This is a genomic window from Bacillus infantis (genome assembly GCF_020171945.1).
Taxonomy (GTDB): domain Bacteria; phylum Bacillota; class Bacilli; order Bacillales; family Cytobacillaceae; genus Bacillus_AB; species Bacillus_AB infantis_A.
In genome coordinates this window covers 165,176-187,245 of sequence record NZ_JAIVAP010000008.1, presented here as the reverse complement: position 1 = coordinate 187,245, position 22,070 = coordinate 165,176, and the positions used below count along the sequence as shown (strand labels likewise).

The window sequence follows — 22,070 nt, the reverse complement described above, 5'->3', positions numbered from 1 at the left end:
TCTTTAACTGCTAATATGTACCTTAGAAAGAAGTTAAAGGAGAATACGATTTGAAGAAACTACTACTTTATATCTCAGCATGTACCTTCCTAGTTTTTGGATTCTCAAACGCAGCTTTCGCCTCTGGAAATACATATCAGGTAAAAAAAGGAGATACCCTTTGGGGGATTTCTAAGAAACATAATATTACTGTTCAGCAAATCAAATCTTTAAATAACCTTACCTCTAACACAATAAAAATAAACCAGGTTTTGAAAGTCTCTTCCTCAGCTAAAACAGCAGTAAAATCTGTGTCCGCATCAAAAGCAAGGGCATATAAGGAAATTACAGTGAAGGCAACTGCCTATACCGCCAGCTGCAAAGGCTGCAGCGGGATTACAGCAACCGGATTGAACCTGAAAAAGAACCCGGGGATCAAGGCAATCTCTGTGGATCCAAAAGTGATTCCACTTGGCACAAAGGTATTTGTACCAGGATATGGTGAAGCAATCGCCGCTGACAAAGGATCTTCAGTTAAAGGAAATAAAATTGATGTATTTATCCCAAGCAGACAGAAAGCACTTCAGTGGGGCAGCAAAACTATTAAAATCAAGGTTTACAAATAATATAAAAAAGGGTGCCTTCTAAACGGGCACCCTTTTGCATTTATCTTAGTAAGCTTTTCAAACTCTTAATCTAACCTCTATTACCACGTTACTCTTATTCTTCCTTCAGCCACCGTGATGGAATAGGCAATATAATCTCCAAAATCCACTCTCACATTTGCATTTGTTTCTGCAGCAAATAAGATATTCTCCTGGATTTTTTTATACTCATCAAATCCTGCAGAAAATAGTTCTGACAAGATGCCTGCATACTCTGTTGAAGATGATTTTATTCCTGTGCTCATCTGGACAATTATTTCACCATTTTTTACTATGACAAACATATCAGTTTCAGGCAGGGCATACAGGATTGCTCCATGCCTGGAAGCCACTCCGCTCATATGTGCAAATTTTTCCTCATCCATAATATTTTCATATACCCTGCCATCGATTATGATCGTATCTTCCTTTTGGGCCGTTTGCTGCTGCTGATCTGCTGCCTTTTGTTCAGTATTTTTATTGTCAGGATTGTCAGGAGCAGATGAAGCGGCTTCTGATTTTTCCTCTGCTTTTACTTCAGATTCATCACTTTCTTTAGCTATGCCTGTAGTCTTGCTTCCATCAGTTTCTGCATCAGTCTCTGTATTAGCAGAAGGCTTCTCTTCTGTAGCTTTGACATCTTGTGGAGCTCCTTCATAATAAAATGCACCAGCGGCAGTTAAAAACAGTGTCATGAACAATAAAGCATATTTTTTCGACATTATAACTCCTCCTTTACTTATTTCGCTTATTTAGACGATATGAAGAGGAAGAAGGTTTCCATTTGGAGGGAGTTATTTTTCAAATGTTACAGAAATGTTTCTTTAGTATGACAAAAAGAAAGTTTTACTAATCCATTATACCTAATCCTCTTAACCTCTAATTTTTCCATCTAATTCCCAGATCAGCTAAAGTGAAATTGGGAAAAAAATAGAGAGTAATTTGAACGAAACAATTCATTTTTATACCGATCCAATTATTTACCTATAAACTCTCTTTTTTGTGTGCAAAATGTTACCTTTATGGAATATTGGCGTTTTCAGAGATTGGGAAACTTTTTGCCCTCTTATTAAGAAAACAATCATTATCAGCAAAGAACTTGCTGCTGGGTATATTGGTTGATTGCTGGCAGGCACTTTCGAGACTAGAATTATCCCTAACACGTGTAGCAATGGATTAGCTGGTCCTAAATAATAGCTGAAAAGGGGATAATTCTATGCCAAAAAAGTTAACAGCAATCGTACTCGGTACTTCCTTAGCCTTCAGTGCCGCATTTCCGGCAGCCACTGCCTTCGGTCTATCTCCTTCAGAAAAAATGCAGGACGGGATGGAGCTTAAGCAAAAGCAGGCCGAAAAAGGCAAGCATGCCCCTAAGTTCATAACAGGGAAGCTCTCAAAAAAGAAGATTAAAAATCAAAATGAGGTCAAGCAATTCATCCAGGAAAATAAAGATCTTTTCAAGGTGGATGCTGCCAAGGAGCTGACATTGCTCGAGACCCAGACAGATGATCTTGGGATGGTGCATTATAAATTCTCTCAGGCTATCAATGGAGTGCCGGTAGAGGGAGCAATCTTCCGGGTGCATACAGATAAAAATAATGATGTAACGGCAGCGACCGGGCAATTATATGAAGATGCTTCCGAAAAGGTGACAGACACAAAGCCTTCAATCAGTAAAAAAGAAGCGGCTGATCTTGCCTGGAAAAATATCAATCTGACAGAAGAGGATACAAAAGGCAGCGATCAGGCTGTGCCCGCTGACATTGAGAAAGCCGGCAAAAAGAGTGAAGTGAAAAATACGCATGTGAAAAATGACCTTGTCATCCATGAAAAGAGCGGGGTGTACACTCTCGCTTATAAGGTCCAGCTGCAGTTCATAGAGCCGTATGGGGCGAACTGGCAGATCTTCGTCGATGCGAAGAACGGCAATATCGTTGAGGCCTATAATGCTGTGGCAGATGCAGCAGCTTCAGGAACAGGCACCGGCGTGCTCGGCGACAGCAAAACATTGAATACTTACTCTTCAAGCGGAACTTATTACTTATATGATGTCACAAAGCCGATGAATGGAGTCATTGAGACCTTTACTGCCAATAACAGATCTTCCCTGCCAGGCTCGCGTTCCGCTGACAGCAATAATGCATGGACTGCCACCAATCAAAGGGCAGATGTGGATGCCCACTATTATGCAGGAAAAGTCTATGATTATTATAAAAATACGCATAACCGCAACAGCTTCGATAATAACGGGGCTACCATCCGATCAACGGTTCATTACGGATCACGCTATAACAATGCGTTCTGGAACGGCTCGCAGATGGTGTATGGAGATGGTGATGGCTCCCAATTTACATCTCTGTCCGGTGCCCTGGATGTAGTGGCCCATGAAATCACCCACGCAGTCACTGAGAGGACAGCCAACCTTCAGTACCAGTATCAGTCCGGGGCACTGAACGAGTCCTTCTCTGATGTGTTTGGATATTTCCTTGATCCAGGCGACTTCCTGATGGGTGAGGATGTGTACACACCTGGACGTTCCGGCGATGCCCTCCGCAGCTTGTCCAACCCGACATTGTACGGGCAGCCTGAGCATATGAACCAGTATGTGAACACAAGCTCCGACAATGGCGGTGTCCATATCAACAGCGGAATCCCGAATAAGGCTGCATATTATACGATCAGCAGCATTGGCAAGGCTCAGGCCGAAAAAATCTACTACCGCGCCCTGACTGTCTATCTGACGCCGACGAGCAATTTCAGCTATGCACGTGCAGCGCTCCTGCAGTCTGCCGCAGATTTATATGGAAGCGGAAGCTCTGCATATAATGCGGTGAGAACAGCCTGGGACAATGTAGGAATCTATTAAAAGCCAATTTTTGAGAGGTGGCAATGGGCCGCTTTTAAACAGAAGAGAGCTGCTTCCAGTGAGAAGCAGCTCTTTTCCTGTGACTTGAGGGGTATGCGAGGGGAAAATAGTGAAGGAGATATCAGCTGTCTTCCTTCAAAGGAGGCTGGATGGGACGGTCATCAGGAGTTTCAGATGCAGCAAATGAGCTTTTGGCGTCCGGGGGAGCGGCATCACTGTAATGAACCAGGAAACCAAAAGCGGCAATCAGCAGAAATAAGTATTTTTTCTTCATAATTGTAATTCCTCCCTGTACTTTGAGATATATTGGATGGCCTTTTCATACTCGCCATTTTGAATCAGATGCCTTGCAAGCATCTCATAGAATTCCTGCAGCTCATTCTCGTGCTCATCGGTCTTTTCAAGAAAAGGCAGAAGCCTTTCCTGCAAAAACTCCAAAGCCTTGCTTTCATCCGCAAAACTGGTGAGATAATAATGTGACATCAGTTCATACTTCCTGGAGCCGGCTTTTTGTGCAAGCAGTTTCAGTCTTTCAAAATGCGTTTTGCTGTCATTGTCGCCGAACTTATAAAGGGTCTCGGCATAAGAATACAGACTGACCAAATAGTAGGACGACTCAATCGGATGAAGGTCCAGGCTTTTTTTGTAATACAATGAGGCCTTCTTCAGGTCATTTGTTCTTCTGTACAGATAGCCCATATTATGGTAGATCTGCGGCAGCAGGGCTGCTTCAATCTGCAGTGCCTCAATGTTCCGGAGCAGATGCCTGAAGCATTCGGCTGCCTCATGATAAATGCCGGAATGTGTATAATTGATCCCCAGCAGCATCAGGGTATGGAGAATCCGCTTGAAATTGAACTGGTCCGAAAAGTGACCCAGTGCTTTCTTTCCATAGTGGACGGCTGCCCCTGACTCTTCCTTCATGCTTTTGACAAGTCCGTAATGGTAAAACAAATCACCAGCCCCGATGGCGCTTTGCTTCACTTTATCATCAATCAGAGTGCTGAGGATTTTGTCTGCTTTTTCCAGCCGACCTGTCTGTATTAAAGATAACGCATTGAAGTAGCTGTATAAATAGGTTTCATGTTGGGAAAAATTCTTTTTTATTTTGCTTAGATGCTCTCTTTGGGCCGCTGCCCCTTTTATATCGCCGATGAAGATAAGATAGCGGTATTTCCAGAGAGAATAGTAGTTTATGTACGGAGTAAAGGTGATCAGCTCTTCTGCTTTATACAGGGTGTGGAAAGCTTCTTCAGCCTGTTCCTTCTGATAGTAGATAAGCTTGGCGGTAAGATCCTCGATCATGCTCTCGATCTGTTCCTGTTTATCTTCTGCCTGCTGTAAAGTGATGCCAAGCTTCTTCAGCAGCAAGTCGATCGTGCCATCATGGGCTTCTTTTGAGTTGTTTTCTATTTTGCTAAGGTGGGAGATGGAGCAGACACCATGGGCCAATTCCCTTTGGGTCATCCCTTTTTTTGTACGGTAATACTGTATAAGCGCTCCGATTCTCATGCTTTTTACCTCCTACTTTTCCCGTAGGAATAGTATACCAGCAATAGGGATTAAGTGTAAGAATATTCTATTAATCAAACGTTTGATTAATGACAGGATGCGGATTAATAGAGGTGTGTGGGTCTTTGGCACTATCATACATCAACAGGAAGAAAGTTACAATTACATAAAGTTGGGAAAATTTTTTGATTTATGGTGCCTGACACTGCGGCGACACTGCGGCTGAGGACATAGCAGCTAAACTAGGTGGAGAAAGTGTCTTTTTAATTTTGTGAATTTTCTTTGAATATTTCTTGTAATATTGTATACTTGTAATACAAGTTTTGAAGCGCTTACATATTGAGGAGGCTGATGTTTGTTGGTGAGCAAGAAATGGAAAGCGATTATTTCTATCGTCATCCTGGCGGCTGCGGCTGTAGTGGGAGTGCGAACGGCGGAGGGCAATAAGGACAAGACCTTTGTTTCTGTTGCAACGGCTTCGACGGGCGGGACCTATTATCCGATCGGGGTTGGGATGGCGAATGTCTGGAGCAGCCATTTGAAGGATGAGAAAGTGCAGGCGAGCGGCCAGTCTTCTGCAGGTTCTATTGAGAATATTGAATTGCTGCGGGATGGGGAAGCACAGCTTGCCATACTGCAGGGTCTGATTTCCACCCAGGCATATGAGGGAAAAAGCACATTTGAGGGCAAGCGCTATGAGGATCTGCGCACAATCGCCATGCTTTGGCCGAATGTCGAGCATTTTGTGCTGATGGACAATAAGGTAAAGACCGGCACAATTGAAGACATCGATGGGACAAGCTTTTCTGTCGGTCCGCAGGCAAGCGGTACGGAGCAGTCGACCCTTGTCATGATGGAAGGCCTGAATCTGACGAAAAAGAATATTTCCCCTGAGTACCTTGGATACAGCGATACTGTTTCAGCCATGCGCGATGGACGCCTTGATGGTGGCTCACTGCCTGCCGGCATCCCGATTTCCGCTGTTACGGATATGTATGCCAGCAATGTGAAAGCATCCGTCCTCGAAGTGACAGATGAGCAGATGGAGAAGATCAATGCTGTTTCCAACAGCTGGTACCGCTTTACCATTCCTGCCGGCACATATCCGCGTGTGGATAAGGATATCCAGACGATTGCCCAGCCTAATCTGCTGTCGACGACCAGGGAAATGGATGAGGACACCATCTATCTTTTGACAAAGACTTTATATGTAAACCTGGATGAAATGTACGAAGTGCACAGCTCGGCGAAAAACATGACACTTGAAACGGCTTTGGATGGGGTGACAGTGCCGCTCCATGCCGGAGCATACCGCTATTTTAAAGAAGCAGGCGTCGATATACCAGAGGAGCTAATACCGCCTGAAGCAAAATAAATGTGAATGGAGGAATGACCATGATGAAATCCGAACCGACTACTGCTGCACCGGCGGCATTGGATAAGGAGGCTGGCGGAGGTGTGCGCTCGCTTTCCGGCCCTTACCGGAAAATTGCCGCTGCAGTCGCCGTCCTGTTTTCCGTATTTGCCATCTATACAAACGGTTTGTCCAATATACAGGAAATCTACCGCAATCTGATTTTCCTTGGGCTGCTATTGATTCTCACATTTTTCTTTTATCCTGCAGGTGAAAAGTCAAGGAAGGACCGGTTCGGCGCGTCAGACTATCTTTTTATTCTGCTCGCTGTTGCAGGGCTCGGCTATCTGCTGCTGAATTATACAACCATCCATGTGGACCGCGGATCACAGCCGATCCTGGTGGATTATATATTCGCAGGAATCACGATCATTGTCCTGCTTGAAGCTGCAAGGCGGGCGGTAGGGATATTCATCCCGGTACTCTGCCTCATTGCCATCGTCTATGCTTTATTTGGCACATATTTTCCTTGGATCTTCGGACATGCGGGCTTCTCCCTGGAGCGTCTGCTGTACCGCCTGTACATGACTACCGAAGGCGTCCTGGGGTTGACCCTTTCTACGGCTTCAACCTTTATTGTCATGTTCATCCTGTTTGGCGCATTCCTTTCTGTAAGTGGCGCGACCCAGCTTTTCAATGACCTGGCGCTTGCAATTGCCGGGAGGAAGAGGGGCGGACCAGCACAGGTTGCCGTCATTTCAAGTGCATTGACAGGCTCGCTGAGCGGCTCGGCGGTTGCCAATGTAGCCACTACTGGAGCTTTTACCATTCCCTTGATGAAATCGATCGGCCTGAAGCCGAAATTTGCCGGAGCGGTTGAGGCAGCGGCGTCAACTGGCGGGATGATCATGCCGCCGATCATGGGGGCAGCGGCCTTCATCATGGCCGGATTCCTTGGCATTTCATATACAACGGTCATACTTGCCGCCATTATTCCGAGCTTCCTCTATTATATAGCGCTCATCTTTGCCATTGACCTTGAAGCAAAGAAGCAGGGCCTTAAGGGAATTTCAAAGGAAAACATCCCGAACGTCGTGCAGATATTAAAGGACCGCGGTGTCCTGCTTATCCCGATTATTGTGGTTATTGGAACACTGCTTGCCGGGAAAACGGCATTGTTTGCCGGTTTTGCAGGGATCGGTTCTGTTATTGTGGCAAGCTGGCTGACCCGCGATAAGTCTTCAAGGATCACTTTTAAAAAGACCATCGAAGCGTTCATTGAAGGCGGAAAAGGAACGATCCAGGTCGGCATCGCCTGTGCCGCCATCGGCATCATCATCTGCGTTGTAACGATGACAGGGGTTGGATCTACGCTTGCCTACAATATTGTCGAGCTGACTGGCGGGGCTTTATGGCTCATCCTGATTGTTGTTATGCTGACATGCATCGTACTGAGCATGGGGCTGCCATCCACGGCTCTGTATATTGTCGTAGCAGTGACAGCTGCCCCGGCGCTTGTGGAAGCAGGCATCAACCCAATCGCTGCCCACTTCTTTGTTTTCTGGTTTGGAGCATTATCGAATATCACGCCGCCGGTTGCCCTCGCTTCTTACACAGCGGCAGGCCTGGCAGGCGCAAATGCTATGAAAACTTCGTGGGAGGCGCTCCGGATTTCGCTTCCGGGATTCATCATTCCGTTTATGATTGCCTACAACCCTATCCTTTTGCTTCAGCCGTCAGCCGAAGGGGAGACCGTTTCTATCCTGTCTGTAATTCTGGTTGTGATTACAAGCACCATTGGGATTTACGCCCTGGCAAGCTCACTCGGAAACTATCTGTTCGGAAAGCTGTCACTCGTTGAAAGGATCTTCTTCCTGGCAGGTGCACTCCTGCTGATCAAGCCTGGCTTGATCACAGATATCACCGGTCTTGCCATCTGCTCGGCAGCCGTCATATTCCACCTTGTCAGGATTAAAAAGAACAGCTCATTTGGAGTACCAGCATAAACAGAAGCTGCCCGTGCCAGGCACCTGAAATGGACATTTGTCCACGGACGGTGCCTGGCACGGGCAATTATTTTTTTTGAATTGTCGAACTTTTATTTGAATAGGAATCAGTTTGTTGTATACTTGTATTACAAGTTAATTTTCGGTCTATTTTTTTAATAAAAAAAGGGAGCGCTTACATGATTACTCCGATTGAAAGAAAGAAGGTTTCAGCGCAAATTTTGGACGAGCTGAAAAGGATGATAAAGGAAAAGGAATTTCCGGCAGACAGCAAGCTGCCGTCAGAGAATGAGCTGGCAAAAATGTTTGGAGTCAGCCGTTCGCCGATCAGGGAGGCTTTAAGGGTGCTCGAGGCAGGCGGGCTTGTGGAATCAAGGCAGGGCGGCGGCAGCTATGTCCGCGAGGTGAATCTCGTGAGCATGCTGGATTCAGTCACTTTTGAAATGATATCGATTTACCAGGTGTATGACCTGCTGGAGATGAGGACGGTTGTGGAAACTGAAGCAGCCGCATTTGCGGCTTTGAGGGCTACATCAGAGGAAGTGGGAAAAATAAAGGATGCACTTGATGCATTTGCAGCAAAAATGGAGGACGACCAATCCATCGGGTCGGAAGCCGACTTTCAGTTTCACCATGAAATAGTGAAAGCGTCCCATAATCCGTTCCTGCTGCAATCGGTTGAAAGCCTCCGGGAGCTTTACCAGCGCTCGCTCAATTTTTCCCTGAAGCAGAATATCGGAAGGGCCAGAAAGAGAAAACAGGTTTATGAGGAGCACTTGAAAATCTATGAAGCAATCATGGAACAGAATGATAAGGCAGCGGCCTATTATATGAAGCGCCATCTGATCAATGCCCGCATCAAGCTCGGTGACGAGCGGATTGAGCCGCTGAGCGAGCATATGGAATAGGCGAAAGGAGGATTATCATGGCAGATATCCCGTTTGAATGCCTGCAAAAGCTTAAAGAGCTGACGGGCAGCCCGAAGAGGGTGCTTGAAGAAGAAGCTGATCTGTTCAGCTTCTCCTATGATGCCTCGTTTGGCACCTACAGGCCCGACCTGGTTCTTCAGCCGGTGACAGCAGAGGAAACAGCTGGCATCGTCAGGCTGGCGAATGAATTCCAGATACCATTGTATCCGCGAGGGAGGGGAACATCCCTCAGCGGCGGCCCGCTTGCTGTGCGCGGCGGGATCGTACTCGATTTTTCACTGTGGAATGATAAGCTTGAAATTTTCCCGGATGATATGGTGGCTGTTGTGTCGCCAGGTGTGCTTACGGCAAGGATCAATGATGAAGCCGGCAGGTACGGGCTGATGTACCCGCCTGACCCCAGCAGTGCTCATGTGTCGACGATCGGCGGCAATCTGGCCGAGAATTCCGGCGGCCCGCGCGGCTTGAAATACGGGGTGACAAAGGATTATGTTATCGGGCTTGAGTTTGTGACACCCGAGGGTGAAATTATCCGGACAGGCGGCAGGACGGTGAAAAATGTGACTGGCTATGACCTGACCAAGCTGATCGTCGGCTCCGAAGGCACGCTGGGCATCATTACAGAAGCGGTTCTGAAGCTGATTCCGAAGCCTGCTGCTACAAAGACGGCGCTCATCAGCTTCCATGACCTCGTTGATTCCGGCCGGGCGATTTCGAAGGTGCTGACCTCCGGCATTCTTCCCTCAAAAATGGAAATCATGGACCAGGCCTCTGTGCATGCGGTAGAGCAGTATGAGCCGCTCGGGCTGCCGCTTGATGCCGAGGCTGTATTGCTTCTGGAGCTTGACGGCCATCCGCTGGCTATTGAAGAAGAAATGAAGATTGTTCACGGGGTGTGTACGGCAACAGGCGCATCCGATGTAAGAATAGCCGAAAACAAGGCGGAGGAACAGGAGCTGTGGCGGGCAAGAAAGCTCGTATCTCCTGCCATTGTCCGGATCAAACCGACGAAGATTTCCGAGGATGCGACAGTGCCCCGCAGCAAAATACCCGATATGTTTGCCAGGCTGAAGGAAATCCGGGACAGGTTCGGCATCCATCTTGTCGTTTTTGGACATGCAGGCGATGGCAATCTCCATCCGAATATCATAGCTGACCAGCGGGACAGTGAGGAGATGAAAAGGGTGGAGCAGGCTGTGGAAGAAATTTTCAAAGCGGCGGTGGAGCTTGGAGGAACGCTTTCAGGTGAGCACGGCATCGGTGTCATGAAATCACCATTCATGGAAATGGAGCTGGGAAAGGCAGGATTAGATATGATGAAACGCATCAAAGAGGCATGGGACCCTAATAATATCATGAACCCGGGGAAGATTTTCCCGGAGCCCGGTCAAAGGCTAGTGCTGCATAATGGCTGAGCAGACTAATGTCCTCGAAAAGCTCGCTTATGCCGAAACCTTCAGCTGTGTGCAGTGCGGCTATTGCCTCCCTTCCTGTCCGACTTATACAACGATGGAAAAAGAAACCCACTCGCCGCGAGGGAGAATCAATCTGGTCAAGATGGCGGCAGAGGGCCGGATTTCAATTGAGGATATGGCCGGGCCGATGGAGCTGTGCCTCGGGTGCCGGGCCTGTGAGCCTGCCTGCCCGACCAATGTCCAATATGGGCGCATTCTTGAATCGGCTCTTGATGCAGTATCAGAGCATCGGAAGGGGCAGGAAGCCTTTAAGGAAAAAGCACTCAAAAAGCTTGTCTTCGACTACATATTCCCGAACCGGCCGATGCTGAAATTTATCGGATCCGGCCTGAAAATCTATCAGACTCTTAAAGCAGATGTGCTTTTAAGGGAAATGAAGCTGCTGCACCTGCTGCCTGAATCGATGCGGGATCTGGAAAAGGTGATGCCAAAAGCGGAAGGCGGCAGACGCAGGCAGAATGTGCTGCGGTATGGGGAAGCCAAACCTAAATACCGGATCGGCTTTTTCGCCGGCTGTGTCATGGATGCCGTTTTTTCCAAGGTGAATGATTTGAGCATGAAGCTTTTGGCAGCAGCCGGCTGCGAGGTTGTTTTTATCGATGAGCAGACCTGCTGCGGGGCGCTCCATCAGCATAGCGGCGAGCGTGAAAAAGCGGTGGAGCTGGCAAAAAGGAATATCGCAGCCTTTGAGAAATATGAGGTAGATTATGTGATTAACAGTATTGGCGGCTGCGGTGCCGCCCTTGTGGAATACCATCATCTGTTTGAAATGGGCAGCAGCTGGCATGAGAGGGCCAAAGCCTTTTCCGCTAAATGCAAGGATATCAGTGTCCTCCTCGACAGGCTGGAGCTTCCTTTCCAGAAGGAAATCAGGGGGAAGGCAGTCTACCAGCCATCCTGCCATCTGAAAAATGTCCAGCGGGTGGCGAGTGAGCCTGTCAGCCTGATCCATAAGGTTCCCGGAGTGGAATACAGGCCGTTTCCGGAAATGGATATGTGCTGCGGCTCTGCCGGCATTTATAATATTGTGCACTATGGGGAGTCAATGGAGATTCTGGACAGGAAGATGGGGAACGTCCAGAAGGCGGGACCAGATCTGATCATTAGCACAAATCCGGGCTGCCATCTGCAGATGCTGCTCGGAGTGGAGCGGGAAGGGCTCCAGGGGCAGGTAAGGGTTCTCCATCTTGTCGAACTGCTGGCGGAAGCCTGCGGCATTAACTAGGAAAGGTGTGGTCAAATGTACGATTATATTATTGTAGGCGCAGGGATCGTCGGCCTTTCAGTGGGCATGGCTATATATGAAAAAAATCCTGATGCAAAGGTGGTCCTCCTAGAAAAGGAAAAGAAAGTTGCCGCCCATCAGACCGGGCACAACAGCGGAGTGATCCACTCAGGCATCTATTATAAGCCGGGCAGCTATAAGGCCAGGTTCGCCAGGCAGGGCAATCGTTCTATGGCCGAGTTTTGCGAAACTCATGATATTGATCATGATATCTGCGGAAAAGTAATTGTAGCTTCGAATGAGAGGGAGCTGCCATTGCTTGAAGATCTATATCAGCGCGGCCTGCAGAATGAGCTGGCGGTCAGGAAGCTGACGAGGGAAGAGCTGAGAGAGAAGGAGCCGCATGTGAACGGGCTGGAAGCCATTCATGTTCCGATGGCCGGGATCGTTAATTATGGCCAGGTGTCAGAGAAAATGGGCGAAATCATCCGCACGTATGGCGGGGAAATCAAGCTTTCCAATGAAGTGAGGAGCATCACAGAGCTGAAGGATGAAGTGGCGGTGGAGACAGACAGGGAAACAATAAAGGGAAGGTATCTGATCAATTGCGCCGGATTGCAGAGCGACCGGATCGCAAGACTTGCAGGTTACCATGTCGACCTGAAAATCGTTCCGTTCCGCGGCGAATATTACAAGCTGAAGGAAGAAAAAAAGGGGCTCGTCAATAATCTGATCTATCCGGTCCCAAACCCGAATTTCCCATTCCTTGGCGTCCACTTTACAAGGATGATCGGCGGGGCCGTCGATGTTGGTCCCAATGCGGTGCTGAGCCTGAAGCGGGAAGGCTATAAAAAGACCGACTTCCACCTGAGGGATTTTGCCGAAGTCATGGGTTATCCGGGCTTCTGGAAGATTGCTTCTAAATATATGAAGGAAGGCCTCGGTGAAATGGTGCGCTCCTTCAGCAAGAAAAAATTCGTGGAAAACGTCCAGCAGCTCATGCCGGATATCCAGGAGGACGACCTTGTCCCGGCAGAAGCCGGCGTCCGCGCCCAGGCACTCCAAAGCGATGGCAGCCTTGTTGATGACTTTTTCATCGTCAACGGCAAAAGCAGCATCCATGTCTGCAACGCCCCGTCACCGGCAGCGACAGCTTCTATTGAAATTGGGAGAGAAATCGTCCGGAAGATTCCGGCGCTGCAGGAATACAGATCAGTGGTAACGCTCTAATTCAGGGGAGTGCCCCTGGTGTCAGGCAACATCCATCTATATATCTTCTACTTTGGTGTTACGCTGGATGTATTCGACATATTTCGGGGGGTACCTGTCACCAAATTGGAATCTTTTTTACATCTTCCTGTTATTTTGTTTTGTTATGATTATTGTAATTTTAATAATGTATTAAATTAATTTACTAAATCAGTATAGACAATATTTTACAAATTTAGTATATTGTTAATAAGATTCTTTATCAAGAACAAAAATGATAGGAAAAGGATATAACAGATGAAAAAAGAAGAGCAGTTTGGGCAGGTTCTTGAATTCGCACTGCAAAAGGCAGAGCAAGAACAGAAATTGACTGTTGGTGAGCTTATGGAAGAAATAAAGGAGCAGCTTATGTTCCTTTTGAAGGAAAAATAAAAAATGCAGTCCAAGCCATAGCTGGACTGCATTTTTTTATTGTACAGAAAGATGATCTTTCATTTCTGTTTGGATTCTTTGCTGCTCTTCATCGCTCACTAAAAGATACCAAATATCATCAATCCTTTTTCCAGTACCGTCAATTGACATTTGTTCGATATTTTTGCCGGCCGATTTATAATGCTTTTGTATATCTACCATTTCACTAAAGGTTACATTGGTTTTTATATTTTTGCCTAGTGCTTCAAATATATCATCGAACTTCGTCAGAGATGAAACGCTTGCGCCTTTATCAATGACTCCTTGGATAATTTGCCTTTGCCGGATCTGCCGCCCGAAATCCCCTCTTGGATCTTCATAGCGCATCCGTGTATATATAAGAGCTTTTTCACCATCAAGAGTGATTTGCCCCTTTGGGAATTGAACCCCGCCGGATGTAAAATCCAGATCATTATTGACGGTAATACCGCCAACTGCATCTACTATATCTTTAAAGCCTTCCATATTGACCTTCATATAATAATCAATAGGGATATCAAGGAAGTTTTCAACCGTATCCATCGACATTTCAATCCCGCCGAAAGCATATGCATGGTTAATTTTGTCCACAGTGCCCCTGCCGATAATTTCTGTCCTGGTATCCCTTGGGATGCTGAGCATTTTAACGGAATTTTTTTCCGGATTTACAGTGAGAACAATCATCGTGTCAGATCTTCCTTTGTCACCTTCGCGTTCATCAACTCCGAGCATAAGGACTGAAAAAGGGTCTCTTTTCTCAAGGGTGATTACTTCTTCCCGCTTTTCGGATTTCGTTCGCTCAATTGGCTCATGCATCGTCTCGACTGCATCTGTCAATGATTTATAAACTGTAAAACCGTACGCACCGGCACCAGCAATTAATAGAAATAAAACAATTCCAGTTATTCGAAGCCATGTTCTTTTCTTCTTTTTAGTTGGTCTGGCCAAGCTGTCTACCTCCAAGGATAATATAAAACCTAACTATTAGAATAGCAAATATGGTCGTTAAAGACTAGAGGTTAGATGTGAAAAATTGTCATTCATTTACGGCACAAAGGGTGGTCCTTTTTATTTCGGTGAATAAGTTCATAATAATGAACAATATGTTCTAAATAAAATATGAGAAACTAAGAAAACAATAGGAAAGTGGCAATATAGCCAACAAAAACGTTCTTTATAAAGTATTTTGACCCAAAATGGACTTTTTCAAAGAAATCTGCCTCCACTATACTAAACTTGTGGAAAATATTACTTTTGGAGGTAATAAAATGAAAAAAGGTAGATTTCTAAAGGTATTAAGCACTAGTTTCATCCTTGCTTCTGTAATTGGAGGCGGGGCAGCTTCTGCGAGCAGCAGTAATGTGAAGCAAAAATATAATGTAGATTCAAGAGATTATTTGACACACCATGCAGATGGAACCAATATGGAACAAAAGCAAAACTATAAAGAGTTTTCATACTTAGATCAGAGCATTAAAAATTCTAAATTCGTGTGGCAGTATACTGAAAGAGACAACTATACCGATATAAATCAAGAGGCAGAAGGTCGTAGAGTCAGACAGAACCAGGATGTAGGAAAACGAACAGTACAAACTTCGTCAGCTTTTGGAGGGCTAATTTCCCAAAAGCAGAAAAGTGATAACGAACACTGGGGAGATCAATACGCATGGGGCAAATATTTAAAACAGAATCAGGACGCTGACAATTCAACCAGGCAGTCTGCGGATGGGCTAGGGATAGGCCTCGACCAGTTCCAGGATAATGACAATTTTAGTGATCAGTATCAAGAAACAGGAGGATTTGGAAACTCCCAAAACCAGAATTCAAATAATGAAACTGATCAGGCATCAGGTGCAGCAGGCATCGGAATTGGCCAGGACCAGGATGCAGATAACAGCAACGTTTCCGAGCAATATGGCTATGGAGGCTGGAATGGCCAGAATCAGGATGCAGACAATGACACTGAGCAATCTGCTGGAGCGATCGGGGGTCTTATCGGTCAAGAGCAGGATGCTGACAGCGAAGGTTATCAGTATCAGGATACTGAGGGAGCTGGCAATTACCAGGACCAGGACTCTGATAATGATACAGACCAGTCAGCCGGTGCGATTGGCGCAGTAATTGGCCAGGACCAGGATGCAGACAGCAGCACAAGTTCTGGGCAGACCGGATATGGCAGCTGGAATAATCAAGAGCAGGATGCAGACAATGACACTGACCAATCCGCAGGAGCAATCGGAGGTCTCATCGGCCAGGAGCAGGATTCAGATGCTGATGTAGAGCTGGAGCAGGGAGCTTATGGTGATTTGAACAATCAGGACCAGGATGGAAAAACTGATACTGACCAATCAGCCGGAGCAATTGGCATAATCATCGGCCAGGAGCAGGATTCTGATAGTGAAGTTAAATTGGAGCAGGAAGCAGACGGCCTGCTAAACGATCAGGACCAGGATGCTGAAACGGATACGGATCAATCAGCCGGAGCAATTGGCATAATCATCGGCCAGGAGCAGGATTCTGATAGTGAAGTTGAATTGGAGCAGGAAGCAGACGGCCTGCTAAACGATCAGGACCAGGATGCTGAAACGGATACGGATCAATCAGCGGGAGCAATTGGTGTGCTTATCGGCCAGGAGCAGGATTCAGAGACGGATGTTGACCTTGATCAGGAAGCATACGGCAAAAATAATGATCAGGACCAGGATGCAGATGTGGACACAGAGCAGTCATCCGGAGCAATTGGCGTACTGATCGGCCAGGACCAGGAAGCAGATACGGATGTTGACCTTGATCAGGAAGCATACGGCAAAAATAATGATCAGGACCAGGATGCAGATGTGGACACAGAGCAGTCAGCGGGAGCAATTGGCGTATTGATCGGCCAAGAGCAGGATTCAGATACTGATGTTGAGCTGGAGCAGGAAGCATACGGCAAAAATAATGATCAGGGCCAGGATGCAGATGTGGACACAGAGCAGTCAGCGGGAGCAATTGGCGGATTGATCGGCCAGAGCCAGGAAGCAGATACTGATGTAGAGCTGGAGCAGGAAGCAGGTGGCCGAGGCAATGATCAGGAGCAGGATGTCGATTCCGATACAACACAGACTACTGTTGGTGCTGGTACTGGAATCAATCAGAACCAAAATTCTGACAGCAATATCGACCTAAGCCAGGAAGCACATGGCAGCGGCAATGATCAGGAGCAATCCGTCAAAAATGAGACAGAACAGAGCTCTGCAGCGGCAGGCAGCAATATTGAACAAAATCAAAATTCATCCAATACAACAAAAGTCTCTCAAAACTCTGAGGGAAGAAATAACAAACAGGATCAAAGAAACCGTAACCGCACCAGACAGGAGCAAAGTGCAAGCGGGTCTAACATAAGCCAAAGCCAAAATTCTTCCTCAACGGTTGTTCAAAGACAGTCAGCTAACTAAGTGAAGCAGGATCCACCTTCTTATCTGATAAGAAGGTGGATTGGCTTTAAATTTGAGATAATCCTTGTTTATTTTTAAAAGACTTCGAGAGTTGGGATGTGAAGGTTTTGTTTAAAAGGATAATAGCAGCTGCAGTTACAATTCAATTTTTACTATTTGGGAGTACTGGTGTCTGGGCGCAGGAATCATCAAGCCAATCCTCTTCCGAAAATATTAAGCAGGAACAAAAGGCTGAAAGCAGTGTCACTCAGGGACAGAGTGTATCAACTGGCGGCACGGCAGAGGACATCGTCCAGGAACAGGATTCTGAAACAGATAATAGTGGAAATCAATCAGGAAGCTCAGCAGGTCAGCCAGTAAAGCAAGATCAGACAACAGAAATCACTGCGACACAAAATCAAAAAGTAACTGGTGCAGATAAACTGGATTCTGAACAAGAGCAGGATGCTTCTTTAGAATCGAGTCAATCTCAGAAGGTTAATGAAAAAAAGCAGGAACAGAATACGGCCATCAAAACTGAACAGGATCAATCTATCCGGACGGATGAAAGTACGGATTTCGCGGAACAGGAGCAATCTGCCGCAATAAAGACTAAGCAGGAGGGCAAACTGGGAGATCAGGCAAACTCTCAACAGCAAAAGACAGAGGTTAATGTTAAGGAATCCCAGGCTGCAGTGACTTCTGGCAATGCCGAATTGGAACAATCTCAATCTGTTGAGGCTTCAGGAAAGAACGTTGAACAGGACAAGAAGGAAGGAAAAGTAAAAGCAAACACCTCCAACATTATTCAAATAATAAAAGATGCCACCAATACAATTATTAAAATCTACCAATCAATTGCAATTGATGATCAGACGACAAAGGAATTCGAGCATGAGTATATCCTTGGGAACGATGAAATTAATCAAACGCAGGAATATAAGCATTCTTTCGGATGGGGCACCCTTTTAATCTTGAATAAAGCACTTATCAGCAAAAGTGATAATGATGAGGTATCATCCTTTATGGAAAGCCTGATTGAATTAAAGTTTTCAGCACCAGCTCCAATCAGAGAAGAAAATGACAGTGATGGAGATGGATTAACGGATAGAGAGGAAAATAGGCTGGGGACTGATCCTTTTAATCCTGATACAGACGGAGACGGGATAACAGATTACCTGGAAGTCAGATCTTATAAGACAAATCCTCTTCATGCTGACACTGATGGAGATGGCTTGACTGACTTATTTGAAATTGTCTATCACAGCTCCAGCAGCATCTTTATTGATATTACGAATGTTTCGGCATATTCCCCTAAGGATTTGAATCCTTTGATTAAGGACACAAACAGCAATGGCATTCCGGATGGCAGCGAGGATCTCGACAAGGATGGCTTTAATAACCTGAAAGAACAAAGTAAGGGAACGAACCCTTACTTTGCGGATTAAAAATAAAGAGAGATTAAAAAGGGCTAAACCACTTATTAGTGATTTAGCCCTTTTTATTATGCTCCGCTTACCACAATCGACCATTTGGACAAATCTGCATCCTTCTTCCTTACAAGTGATTCAGGGAATTGGAACGTCCATGGTTTTGTCGTATTGGAGAGAACGGCAAAGTCAGACAGGGCGAAGCCGCCCTCGGCAATTACTTCCCCATCTGCATCCTGTACGGTGAGCGGCAGGTGCTCAAGATGCATATTCTGTTCTGTGCCGTTGCGGATCAGAATGGTAACTGATAATCCGCCATCCTCAAGGTATTGAGCCTGGAGTCCCATAAAATTAACTTCCCCTTTATTTGGGGCTCCGATGGATTCGACAACCTGCTGCAGCTTATCAATCTGCTCTTTCGGCAGTGCCTGCTGCCAGCTTTCATGCAGGTCGAGGGAATGCGGTTTATTGATTTCAAAAGCCAATGTCCAGTTTTCTTCGTTAAACTCATCCTGCTGGATGGTCTCCTTAGGGAAATGGAATACCCAAGGACGGCTGCTTTTTTCCGGCAGTTCCCCAATTTCCTCCATATTGAAAACCTGGCGTGCGATAAGATTTTGATTCTCATCTAAAAGCAGCAGCGGAGTGCTTCCAAAAGTAATCTTCTTATTTAAGCTGTTCCTGACAAAAGCCGTCACTTCAATGCCGCTGGCACCCTTTTCGAGATCTGTTCCAGCAATTGAAATCTGGTTTGGCTGCAATGGGCTCAGCTCGTTATGAAGAAAACGGAATACGTACTGCTGCTCCATTGGCAGGTTCCAGGCCGGATGGAGGGAGAGGGAGGTATTGACCTCAGCTTCGCTGCCTTCCTCTGTTACATCAAGCAGGTCCTTTGCCGAAATGGCAGCATCTTTACCGCTGTTCTTCATTTTGTTATTCTCTTTCCGCTGGAATATTGAAAACATGGTTAAAACTCCCCTTTATTGCATACTTCTGAAATAGTTGGCTGCAGAAATCGCAATATCTTTTTCGATTTTATGATAAGTCATTGTGAAGAGCTCAAGGCCGTCATTCTGGTACAGCCTCATCGGATCCTCCTGCTGATAGGCCCGGAGTCCGATCCCTTCTTTCATCCTTGTCATAGATTCGATATGCTGCACCCAATTATAATCAACAATCGCTGTCATATACCCTTTAAGGGTCTGGCCAAAGGCCTGGCTGTTCTGTTCAGCCTGAGTGCGGACATACTCTGTGTAAAGGCTGATCGGCTCCTTCAGGGACTCCTTTATATCCTTCAAGCCAAGAACAGGATCAGGGAAATCAATATTTTGATTAAAAAGAACTTCGCTCAATACCTGCTTAAGATGGTCTGTTTTCCATTCCTCTGAATCTATTTCAGGACTGCAGATGGCAGCTGTCTCGTTTTCCACCGTGCTTTCTGCCGATGAGATAATGATGCCTGCCAAGTCCTTATCTTCTATTATTCTATTTCGTAATGTATAAATGATATTTCTCTGTTCATTGATCACATCATCGAGCTTAAGGTTGAATTCCCTCATTGAATAGTTTGCGCCTTCTACTATCCGCTGGATACGGTCAACAAATTCATGGATATCTTTGTAGGTAATCAGCCCTTCGGAATCAAAGGTGAGTTTTTTCTTTAGCTTCTTGATATCTTCGGCTGCAAAGCGGCGGAACATATCGTCTTCAAGGGATATAAAGAATTGAGATGATCCCGGGTCTCCCTGGCGTCCTGAACGGCCTTTCAGCTGGTTATCAATCCTGCGGCTTTCATGGCGCTCTGTGCCGATGACATGCAGGCCTCCCAATTGCTCCACACCCTCGCCGAGCAGAATATCAGTCCCGCGGCCGGCCATATTGGTGGCGATGGTAATATGCCCTTTTGTTCCGGCAGCTGAAATCAGCTCAACCTCCTGTTCCACGCTTTTGGCATTTAAAAGCTCAAAGCTGAGTCCGGCTTCAGAAAGGTATTTTGCAACTTCCTCTGATTGAAGGATGGAGGTTGTCCCAATCAGGACAGGCTGTCCTTTTTTATGTCGTTCTTTTACCTCAGCAGTCACCGCTGTATATTTGTCTTTCGTTGTATTGAAAACTTTATCTGCATGATCAGCCCTGATTTTCGGGCGGTTGGTAGGTACCTGGATCACCTGCATCCCGTATACCTGCTGGAATTCTTTTTCTTCTGTTTTGGCTGTACCGGTCATCCCTGATAAGGCCGGATACATGCGGAAATAGTTTTGGATGGTTACAGAAGCCTGCGTTTTGTTTTCTTCTGTAATGGCCACTTTTTCTTTTGCTTCTATCGCTTGATGGAGGCCGTCGCTTAGTGTGCGGCCTTCCATTATTCTTCCGGTAAACATATCGACCAGCATGATTTTGCCGTCTTTTACGATATAGTCTACATCTCTTTTAAATAAAACCCGGGCCCTTACAGCCTGGATCACATAATGGTAGAGCATTTGATGCTCCAAGTCATAAAGATTATCGACATCGAAGGCTTTCTCGACCTTTTCAATTCCTTTATCTGTCAGGCTTGTTACTTTTGTTTCTTCATCTAAGAGATAATCTTCATCCTGCTGGAAGCGTGAAGCCAGCCTTGCCGCAATATGGCGCAGCTCCTGGCCGGACTGCATCTTTCCTGCAATGATCAAAGGTGTTTTCGCCTCATCAATCAAGACGCTGTCCACTTCATCAATGATGGCGAAGTGGTATGGCCTCTGAACTTTTTCCTGTGGGCTGCTTGCCATATTATCTCTTAAATAATCGAATCCAAATTCTGTTCCGACCCCATAAGTGATGTCTGCCTGATAGGCTTTCTTCTTGTCAAGAGGGTCCATCATCGGAAGGTTCAGTCCAACTGTAAGGCCAAGGAATTCGTGGACCTTCCCGATTATCTCCCTGTCCCTCTTTGCCAGATAGTCATTGACGGTAATGACATGGACACCTTTTCCTTCAAGGGCCCTCAAATAGCTGGGAAGGGAAGCAACCAGTGTCTTTCCTTCTCCTGTTGCCATCTCTGCAATATTGCCGTCTGTCAGGACAAGCCCGCCGGCAAGCTGTACGTCAAAATGGCGCATATTCAAGACACGCTTAGCAGCTTCTCTTACTGCTGCGAAAGCTTCAGTTTTGATATCATCTATAGAAGCTCCATCCTGAAGCCTGCTTTTGAATTCTTCTGTTTTAGCCTTCAGTTCCTCATCCGTAAGGGAGATGAACTGGTCTTCAATATTATTTATTTGTTCTACTATTTTAATGTATGCTTTGAGACGCCGGTCATTTGTGTCTCCAAAAGCCTTTTTCAGGTAAGTCAACATGTGTAAATGCTCCCTTTGCAATGTTTCTTATTTATTGGTGCAATTACAAATATCTTACCAAATCCGACAAGTAATTACTATAAAGTTAAAAAACTAGCAAAATTATGCAACCATCCTCATGGTTTTCCGTCTAATAAATATGGATATATATTTCTAGGGGATAAAAGTCGAGTTTTTCTTCCAATTTATTAATTTAGCAGAAATTTCGTTTCAATATTTTTAGTAAGGTGATATAATCAA

At 45.9% G+C, this 22,070-nt stretch carries 17 protein-coding genes; 11 read left to right on the top strand and 6 right to left on the bottom strand.

All coding sequences use genetic code 11. The annotated features are described in order from the left end of the window. The first annotated feature begins 50 nt into the window (after positions 1-50). Positions 51-605: a 3D domain-containing protein gene (locus LCM00_RS13455; RefSeq protein ID WP_224902757.1), complete on the top strand. Its 555-nt coding sequence runs from the start codon at positions 51-53 to the stop codon at positions 603-605. A gap of 80 nt (positions 606-685) precedes the next feature. Here the strand turns inward: LCM00_RS13455 and LCM00_RS13450 are convergent, their stop codons facing one another. After that, on the bottom strand, positions 686-1,345 hold the full coding sequence (locus tag LCM00_RS13450) for a hypothetical protein (protein WP_224902754.1): 660 nt from the start codon (positions 1,343-1,345) through the stop codon (positions 686-688). A gap of 494 nt (positions 1,346-1,839) precedes the next feature. Between LCM00_RS13450 and LCM00_RS13445 the strand changes: the two genes are divergently transcribed. Beyond that, a complete protein-coding gene (locus tag LCM00_RS13445) occupies positions 1,840-3,489 on the top strand; it encodes a M4 family metallopeptidase (protein WP_224902751.1) in 1,650 nt (549 codons plus the stop codon). 121 nt (positions 3,490-3,610) lie between these two features. Here the strand turns inward: LCM00_RS13445 and LCM00_RS13440 are convergent, their stop codons facing one another. Next, positions 3,611-3,763, bottom strand: coding sequence for a hypothetical protein (locus LCM00_RS13440; RefSeq protein WP_224902748.1), 153 nt, complete (start codon positions 3,761-3,763; stop codon positions 3,611-3,613). Further along, the gene (locus LCM00_RS13435) at positions 3,760-5,001 is read right to left on the bottom strand and encodes a helix-turn-helix domain-containing protein (protein ID WP_224902746.1); all 1,242 of its coding nucleotides are present in this window, start codon (positions 4,999-5,001) and stop codon (positions 3,760-3,762) included. Before LCM00_RS13435 ends, LCM00_RS13440 begins: the two co-directional genes overlap by 4 nt. A gap of 358 nt (positions 5,002-5,359) precedes the next feature. On the opposite strand from LCM00_RS13435, the gene LCM00_RS13430 reads away from it, so the two are divergent. The 7 genes from LCM00_RS13430 (at position 5,360) to LCM00_RS24660 (ending at position 13,631) form a co-directional block, all read left to right on the top strand. Continuing rightward, complete coding sequence (locus tag LCM00_RS13430) at positions 5,360-6,376, top strand: TAXI family TRAP transporter solute-binding subunit (RefSeq protein ID WP_224902785.1); 1,017 nt, start codon at positions 5,360-5,362, stop codon at positions 6,374-6,376. A gap of 23 nt (positions 6,377-6,399) precedes the next feature. Beyond that, a complete protein-coding gene (locus tag LCM00_RS13425) occupies positions 6,400-8,361 on the top strand; it encodes a TRAP transporter permease (RefSeq protein WP_455768450.1) in 1,962 nt (653 codons plus the stop codon). A 179-nt stretch (positions 8,362-8,540) separates the two neighbouring features. After that, positions 8,541-9,269, top strand: a complete 729-nt coding sequence (locus tag LCM00_RS13420) for a FadR/GntR family transcriptional regulator (RefSeq protein WP_224902742.1) — start codon at positions 8,541-8,543, stop codon at positions 9,267-9,269. A 17-nt stretch (positions 9,270-9,286) separates the two neighbouring features. After that, positions 9,287-10,705 carry an FAD-binding oxidoreductase gene (locus LCM00_RS13415; protein WP_224902740.1) on the top strand — a complete coding sequence of 473 codons (1,419 nt, stop codon included), beginning with the start codon at positions 9,287-9,289 and terminating at the stop codon, positions 10,703-10,705. Beyond that, positions 10,698-11,990, top strand: coding sequence for a (Fe-S)-binding protein (locus LCM00_RS13410; RefSeq protein WP_224902737.1), 1,293 nt, complete (start codon positions 10,698-10,700; stop codon positions 11,988-11,990). The genes LCM00_RS13415 and LCM00_RS13410 overlap by 8 nt, the downstream gene beginning before the upstream one ends. Before the next feature lie 15 nt (positions 11,991-12,005). Continuing rightward, a complete protein-coding gene (gene lhgO, locus LCM00_RS13405; protein ID WP_224902735.1) occupies positions 12,006-13,220 on the top strand; it encodes an L-2-hydroxyglutarate oxidase in 1,215 nt (404 codons plus the stop codon). Positions 13,221-13,496: 276 nt separating this feature from the next. After that, a complete protein-coding gene (locus LCM00_RS24660) occupies positions 13,497-13,631 on the top strand; it encodes a hypothetical protein (protein ID WP_263623348.1) in 135 nt (44 codons plus the stop codon). 36 nt (positions 13,632-13,667) lie between these two features. On the opposite strand, the gene tagU is transcribed toward LCM00_RS24660, so the two are convergent. After that, on the bottom strand, positions 13,668-14,597 hold the full coding sequence (gene tagU / locus LCM00_RS13400; protein WP_224902734.1) for a polyisoprenyl-teichoic acid--peptidoglycan teichoic acid transferase TagU: 930 nt from the start codon (positions 14,595-14,597) through the stop codon (positions 13,668-13,670). Positions 14,598-14,917: 320 nt separating this feature from the next. Here tagU and LCM00_RS13395 point away from each other — a divergent pair, with 320 nt between their 5' ends. Together LCM00_RS13395 and LCM00_RS13390 are read left to right on the top strand one after the other, a co-directional pair. Beyond that, complete coding sequence (locus LCM00_RS13395; RefSeq protein ID WP_224902732.1) at positions 14,918-17,086, top strand: putative sodium/potassium/calcium exchanger; 2,169 nt, start codon at positions 14,918-14,920, stop codon at positions 17,084-17,086. A 107-nt stretch (positions 17,087-17,193) separates the two neighbouring features. Then, positions 17,194-18,513, top strand: coding sequence for a hypothetical protein (locus LCM00_RS13390; protein ID WP_224902729.1), 1,320 nt, complete (start codon positions 17,194-17,196; stop codon positions 18,511-18,513). A gap of 56 nt (positions 18,514-18,569) precedes the next feature. Here LCM00_RS13390 and LCM00_RS13385 read toward each other — a convergent pair whose 3' ends face one another. Further along, positions 18,570-19,460 (bottom strand): accessory Sec system S-layer assembly protein, encoded by an 891-nt coding sequence (locus LCM00_RS13385; protein ID WP_224902726.1) that lies wholly within the window; start codon positions 19,458-19,460, stop codon positions 18,570-18,572. A gap of 15 nt (positions 19,461-19,475) precedes the next feature. Further along, a complete protein-coding gene (secA2, locus tag LCM00_RS13380; RefSeq protein WP_224902724.1) occupies positions 19,476-21,830 on the bottom strand; it encodes an accessory Sec system translocase SecA2 in 2,355 nt (784 codons plus the stop codon). Between the last annotated feature and the right edge of the window lie 240 nt (positions 21,831-22,070).